Here is a 22,534-nt window from a genome sequence, read left to right on the forward strand (position 1 = left end):
AACTCAGCGGCCGAGCTGCTGGAACCTGCGGACGCTGAGCGCGGCGAACACCGCGGTGAGCGCGACCGGCCAGCCGACGGCGAGCAGGGTGGCGTGCTCGGTCGCCCAGCCGCCACCGGTGCCGACCGGCGAGCCCACCAGCTCCCGCACGGCGGTGACGGTCGGCGCCAGCGGGTTCCACTCGGCGACCACGGCCAGCCAGCCCGGCATCCCCGACGCGGCGACGAACGCGTTCGACAAGAACACGAACGGCCACACGAGGATCTGCACGGCGGTCACCGCGGCGGGGTCGCGGACCAGCAGGCCCAGGTAGATGCCCATCCAGAGGAACCCCAGCCGGAGCAGGAGCAGCAGCCCGACCGCGGCCAGCAGCCCCGCCCCGCCGTCCGGCCGCCAGCCGATGGCCAGCCCGGCCGCGACCAGCACGGCCAGGCCCACCGCGGAGGACGCCATGTCGGCCAGGCAGCGACCGGCGACCACCGCCGAGGGCGCCATCGGCAGCGACCGGAACCGGTCGGTGATCCCGCGCGCGGTGTCGGTGACCACCGCGGTCATGGTCGCCTCGACGCCGAAGACCATCGCGACGGCGAGCATCCCGGGGACGAGGAAGTCCCGGTAGTCGCCACCTCCCGGCACGACCATGCCGCCGCCCAGCAGGTACGCGAACATGACCAGCAGCAGCACCGGGAACAGCGCGTTGACCAGCACCACCGACGGCTGCCGCCGCCAGTGCGCGACGTCGCGGCCGGCCACGGTGAAGGCGTCCACCACCGCCCAGCGCAGCCGCTCTGCCGACGACTCCACGGGAACCGCGGCCGCGGTCACGCCGGCACCCCCGTCCGCGCCCGCTCCGCCCCGGTGAGGCGCAGGTAGGCCTCGTCCAGGGTGGCCGGCCGGAGGACGACGTCGTCGACCCCGATCCCGGCCTCGTCCAGGGCCCTCGCCACGTCCCCGACCACGCCCGGCCGTCGGGACACCGCGACGACGACCCGCTCCCCGATCCCCCCGGCCCGCAGCACCGGCGGACCGGCTGCCACCCGCTCGGCCAGCAGCGCCGCCTCGGCGGCCCGCGAGGAGTCGGTGACGACGAGCTCCAGCCGGTCGCCCCCGACCGCCGCGGTCAGCTCGCGCGGCGAGCCGGAGGCCACGACCCGGCCGCCGTCGAGCACGCAGACCTGGTCGGCCAGCTGCTCGGCCTCCTCCAGGTACTGCGTGGTCAGGAGCACCGCGCTGCCGCCGGCGACCAGGCCGCGCACCGCGTCCCACACGTCCCGCCGGCCGGCCGGGTCCAGCCCCGTGGTCGGCTCGTCGAGGAACAGCACCTCCGGGTCCAGCACCAGCCCGGCGGCGATGTCCAGCCGGCGCCGCATGCCGCCGGAGAACTCCCGCACGGGCTGCGCACCGGTACCGGTGAGGTCCACCTGCTCCAGCAGCTCGTCGGCGCGCGCGGCCGCCGCCCTGCGCCCGAGGTGGTGCAGCCGGCCGAAGAGGACCAGGTTCTGCCGCGCGTCCAGCGCGTCGTCGACCGCCGGCTGCTGGCCGATCAGGCCGATCCGCCGGCGCACCGCGCGCGGGTGCCGGAGGACGTCGATGCCGGCCACCTCCACCCGGCCGCCGTCGGGGCGGGCGAGCGTGGCGAGGATCCGCACCGTCGTCGTCTTCCCCGCCCCGTTGGGCCCCAGGAGCGCGCAGACGGAGCCTCGCGCCACCTCCAGGTCGACACCGCCGAGCACCTCCCTGTCCCCGTACCGCTTGGTCAGCCCCACGACCGAGATCGCTCCCACGCCCACCCCTCCGTACGCTGTACGTCATTCCGGCGAGCCGACAACGTACGCCGTACGGGGAGAGTTCCGCCAGGAGCCGCGCAGGTCGCTCGCGGGGTGCGGGAGAGTGAGGGCATGGCTCCCGAGTCCACCGGCGGCGCCGACCCGGCCCGCACCATGGCGCTGCTGTGGCGCGGAGCCCCCGGCACCGCCGCACGCCCCGGCCCCCGGGCGACCCTCGACGTGGACCGCATCGTGGCCGCGGCCGTCCGGCTGGCCGACGCCGACGGGCTGCCTGCGCTGTCGATGCGCCGTGTGGCCGCCGAGCTCGGCGTCGGGGCGATGAGCCTGTACACGCACGTCCCCGGCAAGGCGGAGCTGATCGCGCTGATGCACGACGCGGTGCTCGGCGAGCTGTACGCCGAACCGCCGTCGGGCGACTGGCGGGCCCGGCTGACCGCGGTCGCGCAGGCGAACTGGGACCTGCTCGTGCGCCATCCCTGGGTCGCCACGGTGGGTACCGGCCGGCCGATCCTGGGGCCGAACCTGATGGCGAAGTACGAGACCGAGCTCGCCGCGGTGGACGGGCTGGGCCTGACCGAGGTGGAGATGGAGCTGGTCACGATCCTGGTGACCGGCTTCGTGAGGGGCATCGTCGGTGGGCTGCACGAGAAGGTCGCGGCCGAGCAGGCCAGCGGCCTCACCGAGGAGCAGTGGTGGGCGGCGACCGAGCCGCACCTGGACCGCGTGTTCGACCCCGATCGGTACCCGACGGCCACCCGGATCGGCCCGGTGTCGGGCCCGGAGCTCGGCGCCTACCCAGCGGAGCGCGCCTACGCGTTCGGGCTCGAGCGGTTGCTCGACGGGGTCGCCGCCGTCATCGAGCGCTGACGACGGCGGCGTCCGAAACCCGCCAGTGCCCGCCGCCGGCGGGTGCCATGCTCGGTGCATGGACACCTCGGCCGACCACGAGCGCCGCTACCGGGCGGTGGCCGGCCGCGACGCCCGCTTCGACGGCTGGTTCTTCACCGCGGTGCGGACGACGGGCATCTACTGCCGGCCCTCCTGCCCGGCCCGCACCCCCAAGCCGTCGAACGTCTCCTTCTTCACCTCGGCCGCAGGTGCCCAGGCCGCCGGCTACCGCGCCTGCCGCCGCTGCCGGCCCGACGCGGCACCCGGTTCGCCCGAGTGGGACGTGCGGGCCGACGCCGTCGCCCGTGCCATGCGGCTGATCGCCGACGGCGAGGTGGAGCGGACCGGGGTCCCCGGGCTGGCCCGCCGGCTGGGCTACTCCGAGCGCCAGCTGCACCGGCTGGTCGTCGGCGAGCTCGGGGTCGGGCCCTTGGCGCTGGCCCGGGCGCAGCGCGCGCAGACCGCCCGGCTGCTGATCGAGACCACCGACCTGCCGATGGCCGACGTCGCCTTCGCCGCGGGCTTCGCCAGCATCCGGCAGTTCAACGACACCGTGCGCGAGGTGTTCGCCGCCTCCCCCACCGAGCTACGCCGCCGTCCGACCCCTGCCGGGGGCACGGCGCCGGGCTGGCTGAGCCTGCGGCTGACCGCCCGGGCGCCGTACGACGCCGCCGAGGTGCTGCTCTTCCTCGGCGCGCACGCGGTCCCCGGCCTCGAGGAGTGGGACGGCACCACCTTCTCCCGGGTGCTGGACCTGCCGCACGGGCCCGGCGTCGTCGCCCTCTCCCCCGCGGCGGACGGCGGCCCCGCGGTCACCGCGCGGCTGCACCTCGCCCAGCTGCGCGACCTGGGCGTGGCCGTGAGCCGGTGCCGGCGGATGCTCGACCTGGACGCCGACCCGGTGGCCGTCGACGAGGTGCTCGGGGCCGACCCCGCACTGGCCGCCCTGGTGGCGGCCGCCCCCGGCCGTCGCGTGCCCGGCTCCCCGGACGGCCCCGAGCTGGCGGTCCGGGCCGTCCTCGGTCAGCAGGTCTCCGTCGCCGGCGCCCGCACGCTCACCGCCCGGCTCCTGCCGTTGGCCGGCGTCCCGCTGGCCGCGCCGGTCGGGACCCTCACCCACGCCTTCCCCCGCCCCGAGGCGCTCGCGGACGCCGACCTCGCGACGGTCGGCCTCACCGGCGCGCGCCGCGCGACGGTGCGCGCGCTGAGCACCGCCCTGGCCGACGGCGACGTCGCGCTCGACCCGGGCGCCGACCGCGAGGAGGCCGTCCGCGCGCTGCTCGCCGTCCGCGGCGTCGGCCCCTGGACGGCGGCGCTGGTCGCCCTGCGCGGCCTCGCCGACCCCGACGTGTGGCTGCCCGGGGACCTGGCGTTGCGACGCTCCCTGAGCGCCCTCGGCAGCAGCGACGCCGAGGCCGCGACCCGCTGGCGCCCCTGGCGCTCCTACGCGGTGATGCACCTGTGGGCGCTCGCCGCGCCGTCCCTCTTCCTCCGCCACCCCCTCGCAGAGCTCCCGGCCCCCGTGCCGGCCCTATCGGAACGGAGCGCCTGATGACCCCTCCCCCCGCCCGCTGGGCGACGACGTCCACCCCGCCCGGCCCGTTCACCGTCGTGGTCACCACCGCCCCGGACGGCGGTGACGTCGTGCTGGCCAGCGGCTGGACCGACGACGTCGCCGACCTGCTGCCCGTGGTGCACCGCTCGCTGCGCCCGACCTGGGTCGAGCACGCCGAGCACCTCGCCGTGCTGGACGCCGCGGACGCGTTCTTCGCCGGGGACGTGACCGCCATCGACGCGATCCCGGTCCGCCAGCGCTCCGGCCCGTTCCTGGAGGACGCGTGGGAGGTGCTGCGCACCGTGCCCGCGGGCACGCCGGACACCTACACCTCCTTCGCCGCCCGGTGCGGGCGGCCGAGCGCGGTCCGGGCGGCGGCCAACGCCTGCGCCCGCAACGCCACGGCGCTGTTCGTGCCCTGCCACCGGGTGCTCGGGTCCAGCGGCGGGCTGGGCGGCTTCCGCTGGGGGACGGCGGTCAAGCAGCAGCTGCTCGACCACGAGGCGCGCCACGCCCCGGTGCCCGCCTGAACCGGAACTGTCGGACCCGTCGGGCACCCTCCGGGGCATGGACGCCGCTTCCCTGCTCCTCGGGCTCCTCCTCGGTGCACTGCTCGCCACCGCCGCCACCCTCGGCGTGGTCTCCCTGCTCGCCCGCCGCTCCCCCGCCGAGGCCGGCCTCGAGCCGGTCCACGAGTCGCTGGACCACCTGCACCGCCTGCTGGCCGGGATGGAACGGGCCCGGGCCACCGCGCACGGGGAGCTCCGCGAGCAGATGGGCACGGTCGGGCAGACCTCCGCCCAGCTGAAGCACGAGACGGCCGCGCTGGTCACCGCGCTGCGCACCCCGCACGTGCGCGGGCGCTGGGGCGAGGTCCAGCTGCGCCGCATGGTCGAGGTGGCCGGGCTGCTGGAGCACTGCGACTTCGTGGAGCAGCCCTCCGGCACCAACGACGAGGGCGCCGGCGTCCGGCCCGACCTCGTCGTCACCCTCGCCGACGGCCGGCAGGTGGTGGTCGACGCCAAGGTCCCGTTCACCGGGTACATCGAGGCGGTCCAGGCCACCGACCAGGCGGTGCGCGGCCAGCGGGTGGCGGTGCACGCCCGGCAGCTCCGCGCCCACATCGATGCGCTCGCCGCGCGGCGCTACCCGACCGCGTTCCGGCCGGCCGCGCCGTTCACCGTGCTCTTCGTCCCCTCCGACGGCTTCCTCACCACCGCACTGGAGGCCGAGCCCGGCCTGCTCGAGCACGGCTTCGCCCGCGACGTCGTGCTGGCGACGCCCAGCACGCTGCTCGCGCTGCTGCGCACGGTGGCCTACTCGTGGCGCCAGGAGCGGCTGGCCCGTGACGCCGACCAGGTGCTGGAGGTGGGCCGCCGGCTGCACGCCCGGCTGTCCACGCTGTCCGGTCACCTGACCCGGCTGGGGTCGGCCCTCGGCACGACCATGACCCGGTTCAACGAGACGGTCGGCTCCTACGAGCGGTCGGTCCTCACCGCGGCCCGCCGCTTCGACGACCTCGGCGTCGCCGAGCAGCCGGTGCCCAGCCCGGAGCCGGTGGAGGCCACCGTGCGCACGCTGCGCCCGGAACCGACCGACGGCACCGACGCCGTCGTCCTCGACGGCGAGGACCGGTTCGACGTCGGCCGCCGCCAGGACGGCGGACGGGACGGCACGCACGGCTGACCCCGCCTGATCCGGACGCCCGGGTTCCGGCTCCGGCGTCATCCGGAGTCCCGCCCGCACCACCGCTCACCCAGGTCGCACGAGGGTCGGGTCCGGGGGCGACGCGGGCCCGACATCCGCCGCTGTTGCGCATCCGCTCGTTACCGTGACCATCGAGGGACGGCCGTCCGGGCCCGCCCGAGGTGGAACGGAGGTGCGCCATGGCCACGCCGAGTACGGCCGACGCCTGGCGGCAGGGCGGGGGCTTCCCCGACCGGCCGTTCCCCGGGTCCCGCGGGCCCCGTGAGGAACGTGCCGTGAACCCCGACCGCCACTCCCGGGCGGGACGCCCGCCGGTGCCCCCGCGGGGCCGCGCCGCCGACCGCGCGCGTCCGGACCTCGACAGCCGTCCGCTCCCGCCCCGCCGCGAGCCGATGCGGCCGCACCGCCCCTCCGAGCGCATCCCCGGCGGGTCCCGGCCCGTCGGCGGGCGCCCCCCGGCGGCCCGCCCGGCCGAGGCGCGCGGCTCGACCGCGTCCCGCGGCCGGACCGACACCCGGCCGGCCGCCGGCAGCGGCACCGTCCGCGGGCTGGTCGCGGTCCTCGGCATCTTCCTGGTGACGCTGGCCGGCGCCGGGATCGACTCCTACGTCGGCGTGGGCCTGGGCATCATCACGCTCGCCGCGCTGCTCGCCTCCACGACGGTCGCCACCCTGGTCGTGCGGCGCCGCGACCTGGTCACCGTCGTCGTCGCCCCGCCGCTGGTCTTCATCGGGGTCGCGGCGCTCAACATCGCACTGGCACCCTCGGCGACCTTCAACGTCCCCACGGTCGCCACGCTGCTCATCCGCGGCTTCCCGACGATGGCCATGGGCACGGGCGTGGCCCTCGTCCTGGCGCTCTTCCGGCTCGCCACCCGCCGCTGACGAGGAGCCCCGTCAGTCCGTGGCGGCGCGGGGCTTGCGGAGCTCGTGCGGCAGCGCGAAGACCAGGCGCTCCTCGGCGGCCTTGACCGTCTCCACGTCCGCGAAGCCGCGGGCCGCCAGCCAGTCCAGCACCTCGCTGACCAGGATCTCCGGCACCGAGGCGCCGCTGGTCACGCCGACGGTGCGCACGCCCTCGAGCCACGCCTCGTCGATCTCGGCGGCGTAGTCGACGAGGTAGGAGGCCCGGGAGCCGGCCTCCAGGGCCACCTCCACCAGGCGCACCGAGTTCGAGGAGTTGGTGGAGCCGACCACCAGCACGAGGTCGCACTCGGCGGCCATCTGCTTCACCGCCTGCTGGCGGTTCTGCGTGGCGTAGCAGATGTCGTCGCTCGGCGGGGACTGCAGCCCGGGGAAGCGGTTCTTCAGCTGGTCGACCGTCGCCAGGGTCTCGTCCACCGAGAGGGTGGTCTGGGAGAGCCAGACGACCTTCTCCGGGTCGCGCACCTGCACGTTGGCGACGTCGTCGGCGCCGTCGACGAGCTGGATGTGGGCCGGCGCCTCACCGGCGGTGCCCTCGACCTCCTCGTGGCCGCGGTGGCCGATCAGCAGGATGTCGTAGTCGTCGCGGGCGAAGCGCTTGGCCTCCTGGTGCACCTTGGTCACCAGCGGGCAGGTCGCGTCGATGGTGCGCAGCTGCCGGTCGGCCGCCTCCTGGTGCACCGCCGGCGAGACGCCGTGGGCGCTGAACACCACGACGGAGCCCTCGGGGACCTCGGTGGTCTCGTCGACGAAGACGGCACCGCGCCGCTCGAGGGTCGCCACCACGTGCTTGTTGTGGACGATCTGCTTGCGGACGTAGACGGGGGCGCCGTGGATCTCCAGTGCCCGCTCGACGGCCACCACCGCCCGGTCCACGCCGGCGCAGTAGCCCCGGGGATCGGCCAGCAGGACACGTCCGCGCTGATCTGCCATGCACCCAGCGTACGTGGGCGGGCGCCCCGGCCGGGGCTGCCGGACGTGGTCAGGAACACGCCCCCGGCCGGGTGGAGCGCTCCGGTGGGGGTGTCGCACGGCGATTCCTGGGGCAAGGTGTGCCCATGGCTCGCGAGATCCCTGAGGTTGTCCGCGCCGCTGCCGGCCTGGCGGCGACGGTCGTCGACGAGGCGCGCAAGCTGCCCGAGACGCTCCCCGGCCTGCCGGTGCGCATCATCGGCATGGCGATGCAGCACGCGATGAAGGTGCAGCAGCAGTACGCCGGGCTGGTCGCCCGCGGCGACGAGCTGTTCACGGGGATCCGCGGCGAGGCCGAGCCCGGCCTGGCCACCTTCGACGACGACGGCGACGCCGCTCCGGCGCAGGGCTTCCGCGGCTCCGCGTTCGACCGGGCCGACGTGGTCCCGGACGAGGTGCCCGACCGCGTGGGCGCCCAGACCACCGTCGAGGAGTTCGTCGAGGAGGCGCCGGCCACCGAGGAGATCCTCGACGAGCTGGCCATCGACGAGGCGATCGAGGCCGCGCCGACGCTGGAGGAGACGGCTCCGGCAGCGTCCGCGGCCGCAGGCGCCCCGGACGCAGACGTGCTCGACTCCGACGCCGAGCTCGCCGACGAGCTCGGCGTCGCCGGTGCGGCCATCGACGACGTCCCCGTCGCGGTGGACGTGCTGACCACCGACGGCAGCGACGTCGCGACCGTCGAGGCCACCGTGACCGACGAGGGCATCGCCGCCCCGGTGCCCGCCGACCACACCGACGCCACCGACGACGGCACGGACGTCGCCCGCGGTGACGGCCCCGTCGCCACGGCCACCGGCGTGCTGGAGGCGGACGGCGCCGGCACCGCTCCCGAGGACGCACCCATCGCCGCCGGCGCGGCCGTCGACTCCCCCGCGGACGCGAGCGGCGGGACCGCGGGGGGCGCGGCCTCCCCGGCCCCGGCCGAGGCGCCGATCGACGGCTACGACTCCTTCTCCATCGCCCAGCTGCGGGGCCGCCTCCGCGGCTACGCCCTCAGCACCGTCGCCGACCTGGTCGCGTACGAGGAGGCCAACCAGGCCCGCGAGCCCTACCTCCGGATGCTGCGCAACCGGCTGGAGAAGCTCGAGGAGCAGGCGGTCGAGTCCAGCCCGCTGGCTCCCCGCGGCGCCTGAGCGGTGTCGGCACCGTCTGACACCCTCGGGGTGTGCAGAAGGACCCCTCTGCCCCCCACGCCTCGCATGCTCGGCGCGGGGCCCTGCAGAGGGGCCGTGACAGGCTGACGGAATGACGGCACCTTCCTCCCCCGAGGCGCCGTGGCCGGTGCGCACGGTCGCGCGCAAGGTCGCCGACTGGATCGGCCGGCTCGGCGAGGTGTGGGTCGAGGGCCAGGTGGCCCAGCTCTCCCGCCGCGGCGGTGCGGCCACCGTCTTCCTCACCCTGCGCGACCCGGTCGCCGACCTGTCCGTGCCGGTCACCTGCCACCGCGACATCGCCGACCGGCCGGGCCTGGAGCTCACCGAGGGAGCCCGGGTGGTCGTCCGCGCCCGGCCGGACTACTACGTCGCCCGCGGCTCCTTCTCGCTGCGGGCCACCGAGATCCGGGCCGTCGGCCTCGGGGAGCTGCTGGCGCGCATCGAGCGGATCCGGCAGCTGCTGGCCGCCGAGGGCCTGTTCGACGCCGTTCGCAAGCGCCCGCTGCCCTTCGCGCCGGCCGTCGTCGGTGTCATCACCGGGCGGGACAGCGCCGCCGAGCGCGACGTGCTGGTCACCGCCCGCCGTCGCTGGCCGGCCGTCCGCTTCGAGATGCACAACTGCGCCGTCCAGGGACCGCAGGCCGCGCAGAACGTGATCGACGGCCTGCGAAGGCTGGACGCCGACCCGTCGGTCGAGGTCATCGTCATCGCCCGTGGTGGCGGCTCGGTCGAGGACCTGCTGCCGTTCTCCGACGAGGGGCTGGTGCGCGCGATCGCGGCCACCCGCACCCCGGTCGTCACCGCCGTGGGCCACGAGACCGACACGACGCTGGTCGACCACGTCGCCGACGTCCGCGCCGCCACACCGACCGACGCCGCGCACCGCATCGTGCCCGAGATCGGCGAGCAGCGGCGGCTGGTCGAGGGGCTGCGCGCCCGGGCCCGGCACCTGCTCACCGCCCGGGTCGAGCAGCAGGAGCGCTGGCTGGAGTCGGTCCGCACCCGCCCGGTGCTCGCCGACCCCGAGCGGATGCTGCACGGCCGGGCCGACGACGTCGCCTCGTTGCGCACCCGGGCCCGCCGGACCGTCGCCCACCGGCTCGAGGGCGCCGAGCGCGACCTCGAGCACGCCCGTGCCCGCGTGGCGGCGCTGTCCCCGGCGGCGACGCTGGACCGCGGGTACGCGGTGGTCCAGCGGGCCGACGGCGCGCTGGTGCGCGACCCCGCCGAGGTGGCCGAGGGCGAGCACCTGCGGGTGCGGGTGAGCGGGGGCCGGCTGGGCGTCCGCGTCGACCGGGAGGATGGACGACCGTGAGCAGCGACCAGACCGAGGGGCCCGCCGACGGGGGGGCCGACGAGCCGACGACCACCTACGAACAGGCCCGCGAGGAGCTCGCCGACGTCGTCCGCAGGCTCGAGGCGGGCGGGCTGACGCTGGAGGAGTCGCTGGCCCTCTGGGAGCGCGGCGAGGAGCTGGCCACGCTGTGCCAGCACTGGCTCGACCGGGCCCGCGAGCGGCTCGCCGCCGCCACCCCCGTCGACGGCGGGGACTGAGCTCAGGCGGGGCGCCGCTCCGCCGGCGCGTCGCGCCCCGCCCGGGGGGTCAGCTCGAGGCCGGCCCGTGCCAGCGCCGCCAGCACGCGGTCGGCCCGCCGCCGGAGCTCCGGCAGGTCCGCCGCGCCCCCGCGCTCGACCAGGCACCGGGCGACCAGGTCGCGCACGCACCGGTCCGCAGGGTCCGGGCGCGCGGCCGGTACGCGGGTGACCATCCCGCAGGGGCAGCAGCCGCCGGTGGCCGGGGCGAGGTGCTTCCCGTGCGCGCAGGCGTCGTCGTGCATGGCGGCTCCTCGGCCGGCCGGCGACCGGGGTGGCGCCGGGAGTCAACCCAGCCTGGCCGCTCCGCCGGCCGGCGCCCCGCTGCGACGGCCGCCGTCGCCGACTCGTCCCGCACCCGACACGGGACCGCAACGATCGCCCGGCTCAGCCCTCGACCGGGCGGACGGCGGCGGCGACCTCGCGCAGCTCCTCGTCGGTGGCCGAGCCGCTGACGACCAGCACCACGCCTGCGTCCTCGCGGGTCAGCGCGGTCTCGCCCCGCTCGGTGGTCAGCCGCGTCCACGGCTCGCCGTCGACGTCGACCTCGCCCTCGTCGGTCGACCCGTCGAGCACGGTGCGGACGGGCTCGGCGCGCACGTCGTCGCTGATCGTGAAGCCGGCGTACTCCTCCGACGGCGTCAGGTAGCCGATCTCCAGGGTGACGGGGTCGCCCTCGTCGGCGAGCCCGGCGTCGGTGCGCGCGCTCGTCGGTCGGAAGTCCTCCGGCAGCCCCTCCGGCGCCTGCACCGGGTAGCCGGCGCGGGCGGAGGCCAGCTGCACGGTGCTCGCCGGGTCGACCTCCCGGACCGTCTCCTCCTCGCTCGCGCGGAACGCCTGCCAGCCGACGAGGAGCAGGCAGATGACCACCAGCGGGAGCAGCGACCGGAGCATGTTCGCCGCGGTCAGCCGGTTCGCCCGCTCCACGGCCGCCGACGGCGCCGCCGCGGTGGCTCCCGGTGCCTCCGCCGGCGCCTGCAGCGACGAAGGCGCCTCCGGGCGGTCAGCGGGGCGCGGGCTCGTCGGGCCGACTTCGGTCATGCACCTAGGATCGCAGGAACGCTGCTCCACCCTGCCGCCCTGGCCTGCGTCCCGGGTCCGCCCTGCGCCCGCAGGCGGGCGGGACCGGGTCCCTCGCCTGGAGGTCCCGTGTCGCTGCCCGTCCCCGAAGGCCCCGTCTCCTCGAGCGGGAGCGGCTTCCACCCCGACCGCCCCGCCCCCGACCGCAACCTGGCCCTCGAGCTGGTGCGGGTCACCGAGGCGGCCGCGATGGCCGCGGGCCGCTGGGTGGGGCGCGGTGACAAGAACGGCGGCGACGGCGCCGCGGTGGACGCGATGCGGGCGCTCATCGGCACGGTGAGCATGAAGGGCGTCGTCGTCATCGGGGAGGGCGAGAAGGACGAGGCCCCGATGCTCTACAACGGCGAGCAGGTCGGCGACGGCCACGGCCCGGAGTGCGACGTCGCCGTCGACCCGATCGACGGCACCACGCTGATGGCCAAGGGCATGCCCAACGCCATCGCGGTCATGGCCGTGGCCGACCGCGGCGCCATGTACGACCCGTCGGCGGTCTTCTACATGGAGAAGCTGGCCACCGGCCCGGCCGCGGCCGACGTCGTCGACATCACCGCCCCGGTCGCCGAGAACATCCGGCGCATCGCCAAGGCCAAGAAGAGCTCGGTCGGCGACGTCACCGTCTGCATCCTCGACCGGCCGCGGCACGAGTCGCTGGTGCAGGAGGTCCGCGAGGCCGGCGCGCGGATCAAGTTCATCACCGACGGCGACGTGGCCGGCGCCATCGCCGCCGCCCGCGAGGGCACCGGCGTGGACCTGCTGCTCGGCATCGGCGGCACGCCGGAGGGCATCATCGCCGCCTGCGCGCTCAAGTGCATGGGCGGTGCGCTGCAGGGCCGGCTGTGGCCCAAGGACGACGAGGAGCGGCAGAAGGCCCTCGACGCCGGGCACGACCTCGACCGCGTCCTGCACATCGACGACCTCGTGCAGGGCGACGTCTTCTTCGTCGCCACCGGCATCACCGACGGCGAGCTGCTGCGCGGGGTGCAGTACCAGGCGGGCGGGTGCACCACGCAGTCGCTGGTCATGCGCTCGCGGTCGGGGACCATCCGCTCGATCGAGAGCCTGCACTCGCTGGAGAAGCTGCGCGCCTACTCCGCCGTGCCCTTCGACCGCGAGGCCTGACCGCCCGCGAGCCGGTCCATGACCTGCCGCCAGCGGCTGGCCGACTCCCCCGGAGCCAGGCTGCGCAGCACCAGGTCGCCGAAGACGGTCCGGCCGTGGACGACGATCCGCGGGGTGCCGGCCACCCGCGGCACGGCGGCCAGGTCGATCTTCCGGTCGCCGAGGACGGTGCGGCCGTGCAGCTGCGCGTCCACCCCCTCGGCGACGATCACCTGGACGTCGCCGAAGACGGTGGACAGGTACAGGTCGAGCCGGTCGGCGTCGGTGCGCAGCCCGCGCAGGTCCAGCCGCACGTCGCCGAAGACCGTGCTCGCGCGCAGCGGGACCGACGGCCCGGCGAGCTTGATGTCGCCGAAGACGCTGGTCTGCACCTCCGGCGCGCGGGTGCCGACGATCTCCACCGGCGCCTCCGCGGGCAGGTCGGCGACCAGCGCCGCGAGCTCGGCGGTGGTCACCGCCGCGTAGGCCGCGCCGGCCCGCTGGCCGAACTCGTCGAGGTCCAGCCGGCCCTCGGCGAGCGCCTGCTGCAGGCGGGCGACCAGGGCCTCGCGGTCCCCGTCGGAGGCCCGGACGCCGGGCGCCCCGGCGTCTCCGGCAGCAGGGACGGGCAGACCGGGATCGTCGGGCACGGCCCGACCGTAGCGGAGCCGGCCCGCGAGCGGACCGGTCAGCTGGCGGGCGGGAAGGCGTCCACGCAGTAGACCGTCCGGGCCTCCGAGTTCGACTGCCGGCCGGCGCAGCTGCCGCCGTACAGCTCGTAGGCCGAGCCCAGGGGCGAGAGCCGGAACAGGTCGTCGCACGCCACCATGTCGCCGTCGTGGCAGTCCTCGGCGTACCCGTCCAGCTCGGGGTCGTCGCCCAGGCCGTCCGGGTCGGACGTCGCCTCCGGGATGCCGGAGTCGTCGCTGCCGCCGCTGCCGCCGCCCTCGTCGGAGCGGAGGCCGACGACCAGCGCCACCGCGAGCCCGATGATCAGCACCGCCACGCCGGCCACGATCCCGGCCACGAGCGTGCGGCTGGTCGCCGGCTTCGGCTGCCCGGCGGGGGCGCCCCACGCCGGGACGGGCCCGCCGGGCTGCGGCGTGCCGTACGGCTGCTGGACGTAGGGCTGCTGGCCGTACGGCGGCTGCTGCCCGTACGGGGACCGGCCGTAGGGCTGCTGGCCGTAGGGCTGCGGCTGCCCGTACTGCGGCGGCTGCCCGTACAGCGGCGACGCCCAGCCCTGATCCCCCTGGCCCGCGGCGCCCGCGCCGTCGCCCGCCGGGCCGCTGCCCCGCGGGTCGGGCTCACCCGGAGGCGGGTACGGCGGCTGTGACATCGGAGCTCCTCGGCGTTCGGGTCGGTCCCGCGGATGCTAGGCGCAGCCGCCCGGGTCTCCTCAGTCCAGATCGGTGCAGTAGCCGATCGAGTAGGACTTCACCCGACCGGCGCAGGTCAGCCCGTACTCCTCGTAGGCGGACAGCGGCGGCGCCTCGTACAGCAGGTCGTCGCACGCCTGCAGCGCACCGTCGAAGCACTCCCGCGCGTAGCCGTCGAGCACCGGGTCGGGTCCCAGGTTCTCCGGCGGCACGGGCTCGAAGACCTCCACGTCCTCCAGGGAGCCGCCGGAGCCCCCGTAGATGTCCTCCGGGTAGGCGCCGTAGTCGTCGAGGCTCTCCTCCATCGCCTCGAGCGTGCCGTCGACGATGGCGTCCTCCACCACGGGGCCGAGGCGGTCGGCCATCGACTGCCCGATGTCCTCGGCCGCCACGGTGAAGAGTCCCGCGACGACCAGTCCCGAGCCGAGCAGCCCGGCCAGGAGCCCGGCTCCCGCGGCGAGCAGCAGCGGTCCGACCGGCCGGGAGGGCTTGCCGGCTGCGGGCGGGCCGGCCGGAGCGGGCGGTGCGGCCGGGCCGGGCGGCGTCCAGCCGGGGGTCCACGGCGGCGGGGGCTGCTGCGACGGCGGCGGCTGGGACATGGGGGCTCCTCGGCTCGGGTCACCGGCAGCGACCCGCCGCCGCAGCACTCATCGGCCGCCGCGGGCCGGGCCGGAACCCTCCCCCGCCCGCGCCGGTGTCTAGGGTTTCTCCCGGAGCACCGTCACCATCCACCACACCCGGGAGCAGCGCGTGGCCACCCAGCAGGACGGCACCGACTACCGCATCGAGCACGACTCCATGGGGGAGGTCCGCGTTCCCGCCTGGGCCAAGTGGCGGGCCCAGACCCAGCGCGCCGTCGAGAACTTCCCGATCTCCGGCACCCCGATCGAGCGCGAGCTCATCGGCGCCCTGGCCGCCATCAAGGGCGCGGCCGCCGCCGTGAACGCCGACCTCGGCGTCCTCGACGCCCCGGTCGCGGGCGCCGTCGTGGAGGCGGCCGCCGCGGTCGCCCGCGGCGAGTGGGACGAGCACTTCCCGATCGACGTCTTCCAGACCGGCTCGGGGACGTCGAGCAACATGAACACCAACGAGGTCATCGCCACGCTCGCCACCGAGGCCCTCGGCAGCCCGGTGCACCCGAACGACCACGTGAACGCCTCGCAGTCGTCCAACGACGTCTTCCCGTCGGCGATCCACGTCGCCGCCACCAGCGCGATCGTCCGCGACCTGATCCCGGCGCTGCGCCACCTCGAGCTGTCGCTGGCGCGCAAGTCCGACGAGTTCGCCACCGTCGTGAAGAGCGGCCGCACCCACCTCATGGACGCCACCCCGGTCACCCTCGGTCAGGAGTTCGGCGGCTACGCGGCTGCGGTCCGCTACGGCGTCGAGCGGCTGGAGGCCTCGCTCCCCCGCATCGCCGAGCTGCCGCTGGGAGGCACCGCGGTCGGCACCGGCATCAACACCCCGCCCGGGTTCGCCGCCGCCATCATCGAGCGGCTCGCGGGCGAGCTGGACCTGCCGCTGACCGAGGCACGGGACCACTTCGAGGCGCAGAGCTCGCGCGACGGGCTGGTCGAGGCCTCCGGCCAGCTGAAGACCATCGCCGTCGGCCTCATCAAGATCGTCAACGACCTGCGGTGGATGGGTTCGGGCCCGCGCACCGGCCTGGGCGAGATCCAGCTCCCCGACCTCCAGCCCGGCAGCTCGATCATGCCCGGCAAGGTGAACCCGGTGATCCCGGAGGCGGTGATCCAGGTGGGCGCCCAGGTGATCGGCAACGACGCGGCGGTGACCTACGCCGGCACCACCGGTGTCTTCGAGCTCAACGTGACGCTGCCGCTCATGGCGCGCAACGTCCTCGAGTCGATCCGCCTGCTGGCCAACGTCAGCCGGCTGCTGGCCGACCGCTGCGTCGACGGCATCGTCGCGAACGTCGAGCAGTGCCGGGAGTACGCCGAGTCCTCGCCCTCGATCGTCACCCCGCTGAACAAGTACATCGGGTACGAGGAGGCCGCGGTCGTGGCCAAGCAGTCGCTCAAGGAGCAGAAGACCATCCGCCAGGTGGTGCTCGAGCGCGGCTACGTCGAGCAGGGCAAGCTCACCGAGCAGCAGCTCGACGAGGCGCTCGACGTGCTCTCCATGACCCACCCCTGAGCAGGCTCGCGTCCCGGCCGGCGCTCTGCCCGGCCGGGACGACTGGGACGGCTGTGACCGCAGAGCAGAACTGAGCCGGGGAGGGCTCCGCCCCCGCGTCGGCACGGCGAGTCGCTGGTCCCGAGCGGACAGCAGTCGGGTGACGATTCAGCTTGTCCGCAGCCGGGCCTCGAGGCCCGCCTTCTCCGGTCGCACCATGCGGCCGCCGCACCTCGGCACTCGCGCCGGGCTTGCCAACAGGACCTCAGCTCGGACGCCCTCGGTCGTCCGACCGGGCGGACCTTCGTCCCGTGAGGAGCCCCGCGGTGGTCGCACACGAGCTGATCCGCTTCCAGGCGCCCAGCCTGCCCACCCTCGCGCAGGTCCAGCCCTGGTTCGCCGAGGCCGAGCGGCAGCGCTGGTTCTCCAACGGCGGCCCGTGCGTCGCACGGCTGGAGCGCGCCTGCGCCGATCGGCTGGGCCTCGAGCACCCCGGCGTGGCGGTCAACAACGCGACCTCGGGGCTGATGGTGGCGCTGCGCGCCTGCCTCGGCGTTCCCCACGGCCGGCGCCGGCTGGTCGCGGTGCCCTCGTTCACCTTCATCGCCAGCGTCAACGCAGTGACCTGGGCCGGCTTCGAGCCGGTGTTCATCGACATCGACCCCGACGACTGGCAGCCCTCCGAGGCGTCGCTCGCTGCGCTCCGGGGCCTCGGCGACTCCCTCGCCGGTGTGCTGCAGTGCTCCACCTTCGGTACCGCTCCGAGCCGGGCGCGCCGGGACTCGCTGGCCGCCGCGGCTCGCGACCTGGGGGTCCCGGTCGTCGTCGACTCCGCGGCGGGCTTCGGCGCCGTCGACGAGGACGGCCGCACCCTCGGCGACCAGGGGGACGCCGAGGTCTTCAGCTTCCACGCCACCAAGCCCTTCGCGATAGGCGAGGGCGGGCTCGTCACATCCCGCTCGGCCGCGGTCCGGGCGTCCCTGGCCGAGCTGGTCAACTTCGGTTTCGACCACGCCCGGTCGGTCACCGGGCACCTCGGCATCAACGGGAAGTTGCCCGAGCTGACCGCCGCCGTCGGGCTTGCCGTCCTGGAGTCCTTCGACGACGTGCTCGCCCACCGCCGCGCCGCCGCCGGGTGGTTGCGGGACGAGCTCGAACCTGCGGGCGTGGCGTTCCAGGCGGGGTCTGCGGGATCGACCTTTCAATTCGTGCCGGTGGCGCTGCCCACCGGCGCCGCCCGCAATCAGCTGTTGCAGAACGCGCATGACGCCCGCATCGAGGTCCGCGCATACTTCGACCCGCCCATGCACAAGCTGCCGGCGCTCCACGGATTGCGACGCGTGAGCGACCTGACGGTCACCGAGTCGCTGTCGCAGCGGATCGTGGGCCTGCCGATGGCCAACGACATGACCGCGGACTCGCTGGAGCGCATCCGTGACCTGGTTGTCCGTGCGGTCTCGGTGGCCCCGCGGCACGCGTCGCACCCGGCCTTTCCCGCGTCGTCCTCCCGGACACCCGGCGTCCTCCCCCATCCGCGCCGCAAGGCGGTCGTGGACCTCCCGGCGGCGCTGTGATCGCGACAAGGGTGGTGATCATCGGCGCGGGCGGCTTCGGACGCGAGGTGCACGACGTGCTGGAGGCGGAGAACGACGCACGGTCCGCGAGCGGGCGACCGCTTTTCGACTGCGTCGGCTTCCTGGCCGACGGTCACGCCGACGTGGCGCTCGTGGAGGAGCGCGGAGTTCCCTTCCTCGGCCCCGTCGCCGAGCTGACGTCCCTCCCTGCGGACGTCCGCCATGTCATCGCGATCGGCAGCGGAGCGGCTCGTCGGCGCATCGACGAATGGGCGCGAGCGGAGGGTCGCGAGACCACGTCCCTCGTCCACCCGGGCGCGGTCCTGGGCCGGCACCGGGTGGTGCTCGGTCCCGGTTCCATCGTCTGCGCCTCGGCGGTGGTCACCACCAACGTGCGCCTCGGCCGGCACGTGCACCTGAACCTGGCGGTCACCGTCGGCCACGACGCCGTCCTCGGCGACTACGTGACGGTCAACCCCAACGTCTCCATCTCCGGGAAAACCGTGCTCGAGGACGAGGTGACCATGGGCACCGGCGCCACGGTCATCGAAGGCCGGCGGATCGGTGCCCGCAGCACGGTTGGCGCCGGCGCAGCCGTCGTCCGCGATCTCCCGGCCGACATCACCGCCGTCGGCGTGCCGGCCCGCCCGCTGGCATGACAGCCCCGCCCTCCTGCGACCCCCGCGCCGCAGCGCTCCTCCCCGAAAGGCGACCGCCCACGTGACGACTCCCCGAGTGAGCGTGCTCCTGACCACTCGCGACCACGAGCAGCACGTCGCCCGCGCACTGGCGTCGATCCGCAGCCAGGTGCTCGATGAGGCGATCGAGGTGGTAGTGGCCGACGACGCGTCGGAGGACCGGACGCCAGTCGTCGTCGCGGAGTGGGCGGACGGCGCTGATCTCCAGGTGCGCGTCCTCCCTGACGAGGCGCGGCTCGGCGTCGGGCCGACCCTGCACCGGGGGCTCGCCGCCTGCCGCGGCCGCTACGTCGCCGTGCTCGACGGCGGGGACGAGTGGACGTCGGCGGACGCGCTCCGCCGCCAGGTGGACCTCCTGGACCGGCACCCGGAACTGTCGACGTCCGCCACCCCGGTGGACGGCGACCGCTTCGCGACCCCGGGCTGCCTGCTGTTCCGTGCCGAGCTGCTGGAGCGACTCGACCCAGGGCTCTACGAGACGCCGAACCCGCTGCCGGCGGTGGTCGAGGCGTTGAGCCGCTCCGTCGGGGAGCCCCACACGCCGCCAGCCACCGGGCAGCGCGAGGCGATCGTCGTCCTGGACGACTTCTTCCCGACGACCAGCACCGGTTTCCGCATCGCGGAGTTCGACTGGATGCTGCGCTCCGGCGTCGTCGCCGAGGTGATGACGACCGTCCCGGACCTGAGCACCCGCCTGGCGGAGTACGCCACCCTGTACCCCGAATCCGCCGGGCAGGTCTCCGCGTACGACGCCCGCCGGCTCGGGCAGTTCAGCTGCGCGTCGATCATGTTCCTCAACAACGCCGCGCGGTTCCTGCCCGACCTGGAGCGGCACGGACTTCCGTTCGTCCTGCAGCTCTACCCCGGCGGCGGACTGCACCTCGGCGAGCCGGCGGCGGAGCGCAAGCTGCGCAGGGTCCTCGGGTCGCCCCTGCTCACGCACGTGATCACCACCCAGCCACTGGTCACCGCCCTCGTGCGGGAGATCACCGGAGGCTCGGTGCCGGTCACCGAGGTCATCGGCGGACCCGTCGGCAGGAGCTACCTGCAGCCGGGGCCGGGGCTGCGCACCGACTACTTCGGTACCGGCAAGGACGTCCTCGACGTCTGCTTCGTCGCGGCGCGGTACACCGCCGACGGCTCCGACAAGGGCTGGCCGGTCTTCCTGGCCTCCCTCCGCATGTTGGCGCTGGCCGGCCTCCCGGTGCGCGGCCACGTGGTCGGCGGCTTCGGCCCCGCCGACGTCGGGCCCGAGCACGCGGACCTCGACCTGAGCTTCTCCGGGATCCTGAGCACCCCCGAGCTGCGCCGCTTCTACCTCGACAAGGACGTCATCATCTCCCCCACGGCTCCCGGCCGGCTGGCGCCCGGCGCCTTCGACGGGTTTCCGACCGGGGCGTGCGTCGAGGCAGCGCTGTGCGGCGTTGCGGTGGTGGCGACCGATCCGCTCAACCAGAACCGGCTCTACACCGACGGCACTGACATCCACATGCCGAGCGCCGACCCGGACGCCGTCGTCGCCCGCATCCTGGACCTGGTTGCGGAGCCCGACGGGGTGCGCCGTGTTGCTCAGGCCGGACTGCGGACCACCCGTCGCACCTACGGGGTGGACGCGCAGCTGCGGACCCGCCGCCGGGTCCTGGAGGCGGCTCGCGACGCCGCCCCGGACCGGCGGGCCGCAGCCACAGCCGATCCCCTCGTCAGCATCCTCATTCCTGCCTACAACGGTGAGCGGTTCCTCAAGGCGACGCTGCAGTCCGCGGTCGGGCAGAGCTACCGGAACATCGAGGTGATCGTCGGCGACGACGGGTCCACCGACCGCACACCCGAGATCCTCGCTGCGGTGGCCGCGCAGGACGCCCGCGTGCGGGTGCTCCGGTTCGACCCCAACATCGGAGGGCTGGAGAACCCGCGCCGCCTGCTGGCGGAGGCGCGCGGGGAGTACGTGAAGTACCTCATGCACGACGACGTCCTCGGTACCGACTGCGTGCGGGAACTGGTCCGCGGGATGCAGCAGCACCCCGAGGCGACGATGGCCTTCTCGCACCGGGTGCTGATCGACGAGAACGGCCAACCCGTGCCCGGTCACTCGTTCCAGAAGCTGACCGACCGCGCCGGCCTGCTCGACGGTCGCGAGCTGGGCAACGCCGTGCTGCTCAACTGCGCCAACGTCATCGGTGAGCCGACCACCGTGCTGTTCCGCCGCGACGACGTGACACCGGAGGACCTCTGGATCTTCGACGGCCGCACCGTCGACGTCCTGAATGATGTTCAACTGTGGCTCAACCTGCTCGCGAAGGGGCCGGCCTACTACACCCCCCGCAGCCTGAGCCGGTTCCGGTCCCACCCGGGGCAGAACACGAACAACCCGCGCTACCTCGGCCGGGGGGAGCGCGACTGGTCCCGGCTGGCTGATTGGGGCGCGCGGCACGGCTTCCTCGCCGGCGAGGGACAGGCCCGCCGTGCCCAGGCGCGGGCGCTGCTCGAGGCCGCCTCCCGGTTGCACCAGCTCATCGACACGCCGAACTACGGCGCCGCGCTGGAGGCCGCGTACCTGTCCACCGTCGCGCTGGTGGAGCTCACCCGGCCGACGCCGGCCAGCGCCGTCGACGGTCTGCCGGAGCGCGCCCACGGTCCCGCGGTGCGTGCGCACCTCGTACAAGAACTGGACGTCTGGACGCGGGTGTACCCCTACGCGCTGGCCGCCCCCTCGCTCGACTCGGACGAGATCGGCGCGACGGTGCAGGCCTTCCGCGAGTTGCTGACCGCCGGCGTCGCCGAGCAGGCAGTGGTCGCCGTGCCGTCGGCGGACCTCGACCGCTTCGTCCCTCTGCTCGAGGCCGCCCTGGCCGGCGGGTCGGATATCGACCTGGAGCTCGTGGCCACCGAGGACGCGGCCACGCTGTTGCCGGAGCCCTGGCTGGCCGTCGTCCCCGAGGACCGTTGGTGGCACGACGGACGGGCCCTGGCGACCTGGACCTTCGAGGTCGCGGGCTCCGCGGAGCCCGCGTGCCCCAGCCTGACGCGACTCGATCTCCAGGACTGCCGAGCGGTGCTCGCCGACACGCAGGAACAGGTCGGCGACCGCAGCGCGACCTGGGCCACGCTGGCGGAGGCGGAGTTCCGGCGGTCGGGACGACGTGACGGCTTGGTGACCCGGCTGGACGGGCGGTTCATCCAGGACTTCGAGCGCTCGCGGGCCAGCGTCCCGCCGGACGCCCCCTACTTCACCGGCTCTGTGGCCGGGGGCATTCGCTACCTCGGTGACGCCCGTGACTGGCCGTCGGCCCTGCACGCCGTCGACCCCGGGTGCAATGACACCCTCATCGACGCGCTCACCAGCGAGCTCACGCAGCGGCCGGGCGACTACGTCGACGTCGGCACCAACATCGGCGTCGTCGCTGCAAGCGTGGCCGCGCACCTCGGATCATCAGGCCGCGTCCTCGCCTTCGAGCCCTCGCCGGAGACGTTGCGGCTGGCCGCCTCGACCATCGCGTTGAACGACGCAGACAACGTGGTCCTCTACAACGCCGCGGCGAGCGACACCGACGGGCACCTGGCTTTCCACGCGACACCCGGTAACAGCGCCATCGCCTCAGCGCGGCAGCACGCCTTCGGCCTGCTGAACGAGTGGCAGCAAGTCACCGTGCCGGCTGTCCGCCTCGATACCCTCCACGCGGCCGGAGAGCTCGACAACGTCTCGCTGGTCAAGATCGACGTGGAGGGTCACGAGCTGAACGTGCTCCGCGGTGCGCTGGACTTCATCGCGGCGGTCCGGCCGACGGTCGTCTTCGAGTACACCCCTCTCGCGGCCGCCGACCACGGCTGGACGCAGGAGGAGGCGATCGATCTGCTCGGCCACGCCGGGGAGTTCCGGTTCACCGCTCTTGCCGAGAGTGATGGTGCGGTGCTGCCGTTCCCCCTCCCCGAGGGCTACCGCGGCCAAGTGAACGTGTTCGCCCGACCCGTCGACGCAAGCGCGAGGTAAAG

The 22,534-nt window shown here is 74.9% G+C and carries 21 protein-coding genes; 13 read left to right on the forward strand and 8 right to left on the reverse strand.

Annotated elements, in window-relative coordinates:
* Nucleotides 1-3 precede the first annotated feature (3 nt).
* The gene (locus ACI79H_RS00965; RefSeq protein ID WP_456552497.1) at nucleotides 4-825 is read right to left on the reverse strand and encodes an ABC transporter permease; all 822 of its coding nucleotides are present in this window, start codon (nucleotides 823-825) and stop codon (nucleotides 4-6) included.
* Nucleotides 822-1,784, reverse strand: coding sequence for an ABC transporter ATP-binding protein (locus tag ACI79H_RS00970; protein ID WP_456552498.1), 963 nt, complete (start codon nucleotides 1,782-1,784; stop codon nucleotides 822-824). Before ACI79H_RS00970 ends, ACI79H_RS00965 begins: the two co-directional genes overlap by 4 nt.
* A gap of 114 nt (nucleotides 1,785-1,898) precedes the next feature.
* On the opposite strand from ACI79H_RS00970, the gene ACI79H_RS00975 reads away from it, so the two are divergent.
* The 5 genes from ACI79H_RS00975 (at nucleotide 1,899) to ACI79H_RS00995 (ending at nucleotide 6,821) form a co-directional block, all read left to right on the forward strand.
* Nucleotides 1,899-2,654 (forward strand): TetR/AcrR family transcriptional regulator, encoded by a 756-nt coding sequence (locus tag ACI79H_RS00975; RefSeq protein ID WP_456552499.1) that lies wholly within the window; start codon nucleotides 1,899-1,901, stop codon nucleotides 2,652-2,654.
* 58 nt (nucleotides 2,655-2,712) lie between these two features.
* Nucleotides 2,713-4,227 (forward strand): AlkA N-terminal domain-containing protein, encoded by a 1,515-nt coding sequence (locus ACI79H_RS00980; protein WP_456552500.1) that lies wholly within the window; start codon nucleotides 2,713-2,715, stop codon nucleotides 4,225-4,227.
* Nucleotides 4,227-4,760 (forward strand): methylated-DNA--[protein]-cysteine S-methyltransferase, encoded by a 534-nt coding sequence (locus ACI79H_RS00985; RefSeq protein WP_456552501.1) that lies wholly within the window; start codon nucleotides 4,227-4,229, stop codon nucleotides 4,758-4,760. The genes ACI79H_RS00980 and ACI79H_RS00985 overlap by 1 nt, the downstream gene beginning before the upstream one ends.
* A 37-nt stretch (nucleotides 4,761-4,797) precedes the next feature.
* Nucleotides 4,798-5,916 (forward strand): DNA recombination protein RmuC, encoded by a 1,119-nt coding sequence (locus ACI79H_RS00990; protein ID WP_456552502.1) that lies wholly within the window; start codon nucleotides 4,798-4,800, stop codon nucleotides 5,914-5,916.
* Between the two features lie 200 nt (nucleotides 5,917-6,116).
* Nucleotides 6,117-6,821: a DUF6542 domain-containing protein gene (locus ACI79H_RS00995; protein ID WP_456552503.1), complete on the forward strand. Its 705-nt coding sequence runs from the start codon at nucleotides 6,117-6,119 to the stop codon at nucleotides 6,819-6,821.
* Nucleotides 6,822-6,833: 12 nt separating this feature from the next.
* On the opposite strand, the gene ACI79H_RS01000 is transcribed toward ACI79H_RS00995, so the two are convergent.
* On the reverse strand, nucleotides 6,834-7,793 hold the full coding sequence (locus ACI79H_RS01000) for a 4-hydroxy-3-methylbut-2-enyl diphosphate reductase (protein WP_456552504.1): 960 nt from the start codon (nucleotides 7,791-7,793) through the stop codon (nucleotides 6,834-6,836).
* A gap of 125 nt (nucleotides 7,794-7,918) precedes the next feature.
* On the opposite strand from ACI79H_RS01000, the gene ACI79H_RS01005 reads away from it, so the two are divergent.
* From ACI79H_RS01005 to ACI79H_RS01015, 3 genes are all read left to right on the forward strand, one after another.
* Entirely contained in the window at nucleotides 7,919-8,968 is a 1,050-nt protein-coding gene (locus tag ACI79H_RS01005; RefSeq protein WP_456552505.1) for a hypothetical protein, read from the forward strand.
* A 112-nt stretch (nucleotides 8,969-9,080) separates the two neighbouring features.
* A complete protein-coding gene (xseA, locus tag ACI79H_RS01010) occupies nucleotides 9,081-10,304 on the forward strand; it encodes an exodeoxyribonuclease VII large subunit (protein ID WP_456552506.1) in 1,224 nt (407 codons plus the stop codon).
* Nucleotides 10,301-10,543, forward strand: coding sequence for an exodeoxyribonuclease VII small subunit (locus ACI79H_RS01015; RefSeq protein WP_456552507.1), 243 nt, complete (start codon nucleotides 10,301-10,303; stop codon nucleotides 10,541-10,543). Before xseA ends, ACI79H_RS01015 begins: the two co-directional genes overlap by 4 nt.
* A gap of 2 nt (nucleotides 10,544-10,545) precedes the next feature.
* Here the strand turns inward: ACI79H_RS01015 and ACI79H_RS01020 are convergent, their stop codons facing one another.
* Nucleotides 10,546-10,827 carry a hypothetical protein gene (locus ACI79H_RS01020; RefSeq protein WP_456552508.1) on the reverse strand — a complete coding sequence of 94 codons (282 nt, stop codon included), beginning with the start codon at nucleotides 10,825-10,827 and terminating at the stop codon, nucleotides 10,546-10,548.
* A 142-nt stretch (nucleotides 10,828-10,969) separates the two neighbouring features.
* Nucleotides 10,970-11,623 (reverse strand): DUF4245 domain-containing protein, encoded by a 654-nt coding sequence (locus ACI79H_RS01025; RefSeq protein WP_456552509.1) that lies wholly within the window; start codon nucleotides 11,621-11,623, stop codon nucleotides 10,970-10,972.
* A gap of 108 nt (nucleotides 11,624-11,731) precedes the next feature.
* Between ACI79H_RS01025 and glpX the strand changes: the two genes are divergently transcribed.
* Nucleotides 11,732-12,781 carry a class II fructose-bisphosphatase gene (glpX, locus tag ACI79H_RS01030; RefSeq protein ID WP_456552510.1) on the forward strand — a complete coding sequence of 350 codons (1,050 nt, stop codon included), beginning with the start codon at nucleotides 11,732-11,734 and terminating at the stop codon, nucleotides 12,779-12,781.
* Here the strand turns inward: glpX and ACI79H_RS01035 are convergent.
* The 3 genes from ACI79H_RS01035 to ACI79H_RS01045 are packed head-to-tail and all read right to left on the reverse strand — an operon-like array spanning nucleotide 12,748 to nucleotide 14,738.
* Nucleotides 12,748-13,410, reverse strand: a complete 663-nt coding sequence (locus ACI79H_RS01035; RefSeq protein WP_456552511.1) for a DUF1707 domain-containing protein — start codon at nucleotides 13,408-13,410, stop codon at nucleotides 12,748-12,750. The two genes, glpX and ACI79H_RS01035, sit on opposite strands and share 34 nt — an antisense overlap.
* A gap of 38 nt (nucleotides 13,411-13,448) precedes the next feature.
* Complete coding sequence (locus tag ACI79H_RS01040) at nucleotides 13,449-14,099, reverse strand: hypothetical protein (protein WP_456552512.1); 651 nt, start codon at nucleotides 14,097-14,099, stop codon at nucleotides 13,449-13,451.
* A 60-nt stretch (nucleotides 14,100-14,159) separates the two neighbouring features.
* Nucleotides 14,160-14,738 carry a hypothetical protein gene (locus ACI79H_RS01045; protein ID WP_456552513.1) on the reverse strand — a complete coding sequence of 193 codons (579 nt, stop codon included), beginning with the start codon at nucleotides 14,736-14,738 and terminating at the stop codon, nucleotides 14,160-14,162.
* Between the two features lie 151 nt (nucleotides 14,739-14,889).
* Between ACI79H_RS01045 and ACI79H_RS01050 the strand changes: the two genes are divergently transcribed.
* The 4 genes from ACI79H_RS01050 to ACI79H_RS01065 all read left to right on the forward strand — a co-directional run bounded on the left by ACI79H_RS01050 (nucleotide 14,890) and on the right by ACI79H_RS01065 (nucleotide 22,532).
* Nucleotides 14,890-16,293, forward strand: coding sequence for a class II fumarate hydratase (locus tag ACI79H_RS01050; RefSeq protein ID WP_456552514.1), 1,404 nt, complete (start codon nucleotides 14,890-14,892; stop codon nucleotides 16,291-16,293).
* 305 nt (nucleotides 16,294-16,598) lie between these two features.
* A complete protein-coding gene (locus ACI79H_RS01055) occupies nucleotides 16,599-17,846 on the forward strand; it encodes a DegT/DnrJ/EryC1/StrS family aminotransferase (protein ID WP_456552515.1) in 1,248 nt (415 codons plus the stop codon).
* Complete coding sequence (locus ACI79H_RS01060) at nucleotides 17,843-18,505, forward strand: acetyltransferase (protein WP_456552516.1); 663 nt, start codon at nucleotides 17,843-17,845, stop codon at nucleotides 18,503-18,505. Before ACI79H_RS01055 ends, ACI79H_RS01060 begins: the two co-directional genes overlap by 4 nt.
* 82 nt (nucleotides 18,506-18,587) lie before the next feature.
* Entirely contained in the window at nucleotides 18,588-22,532 is a 3,945-nt protein-coding gene (locus ACI79H_RS01065; RefSeq protein ID WP_456552517.1) for an FkbM family methyltransferase, read from the forward strand.
* Nucleotides 22,533-22,534 lie beyond the last annotated feature (2 nt).

The organism is Blastococcus sp. SYSU D01042, from assembly GCF_054050515.1.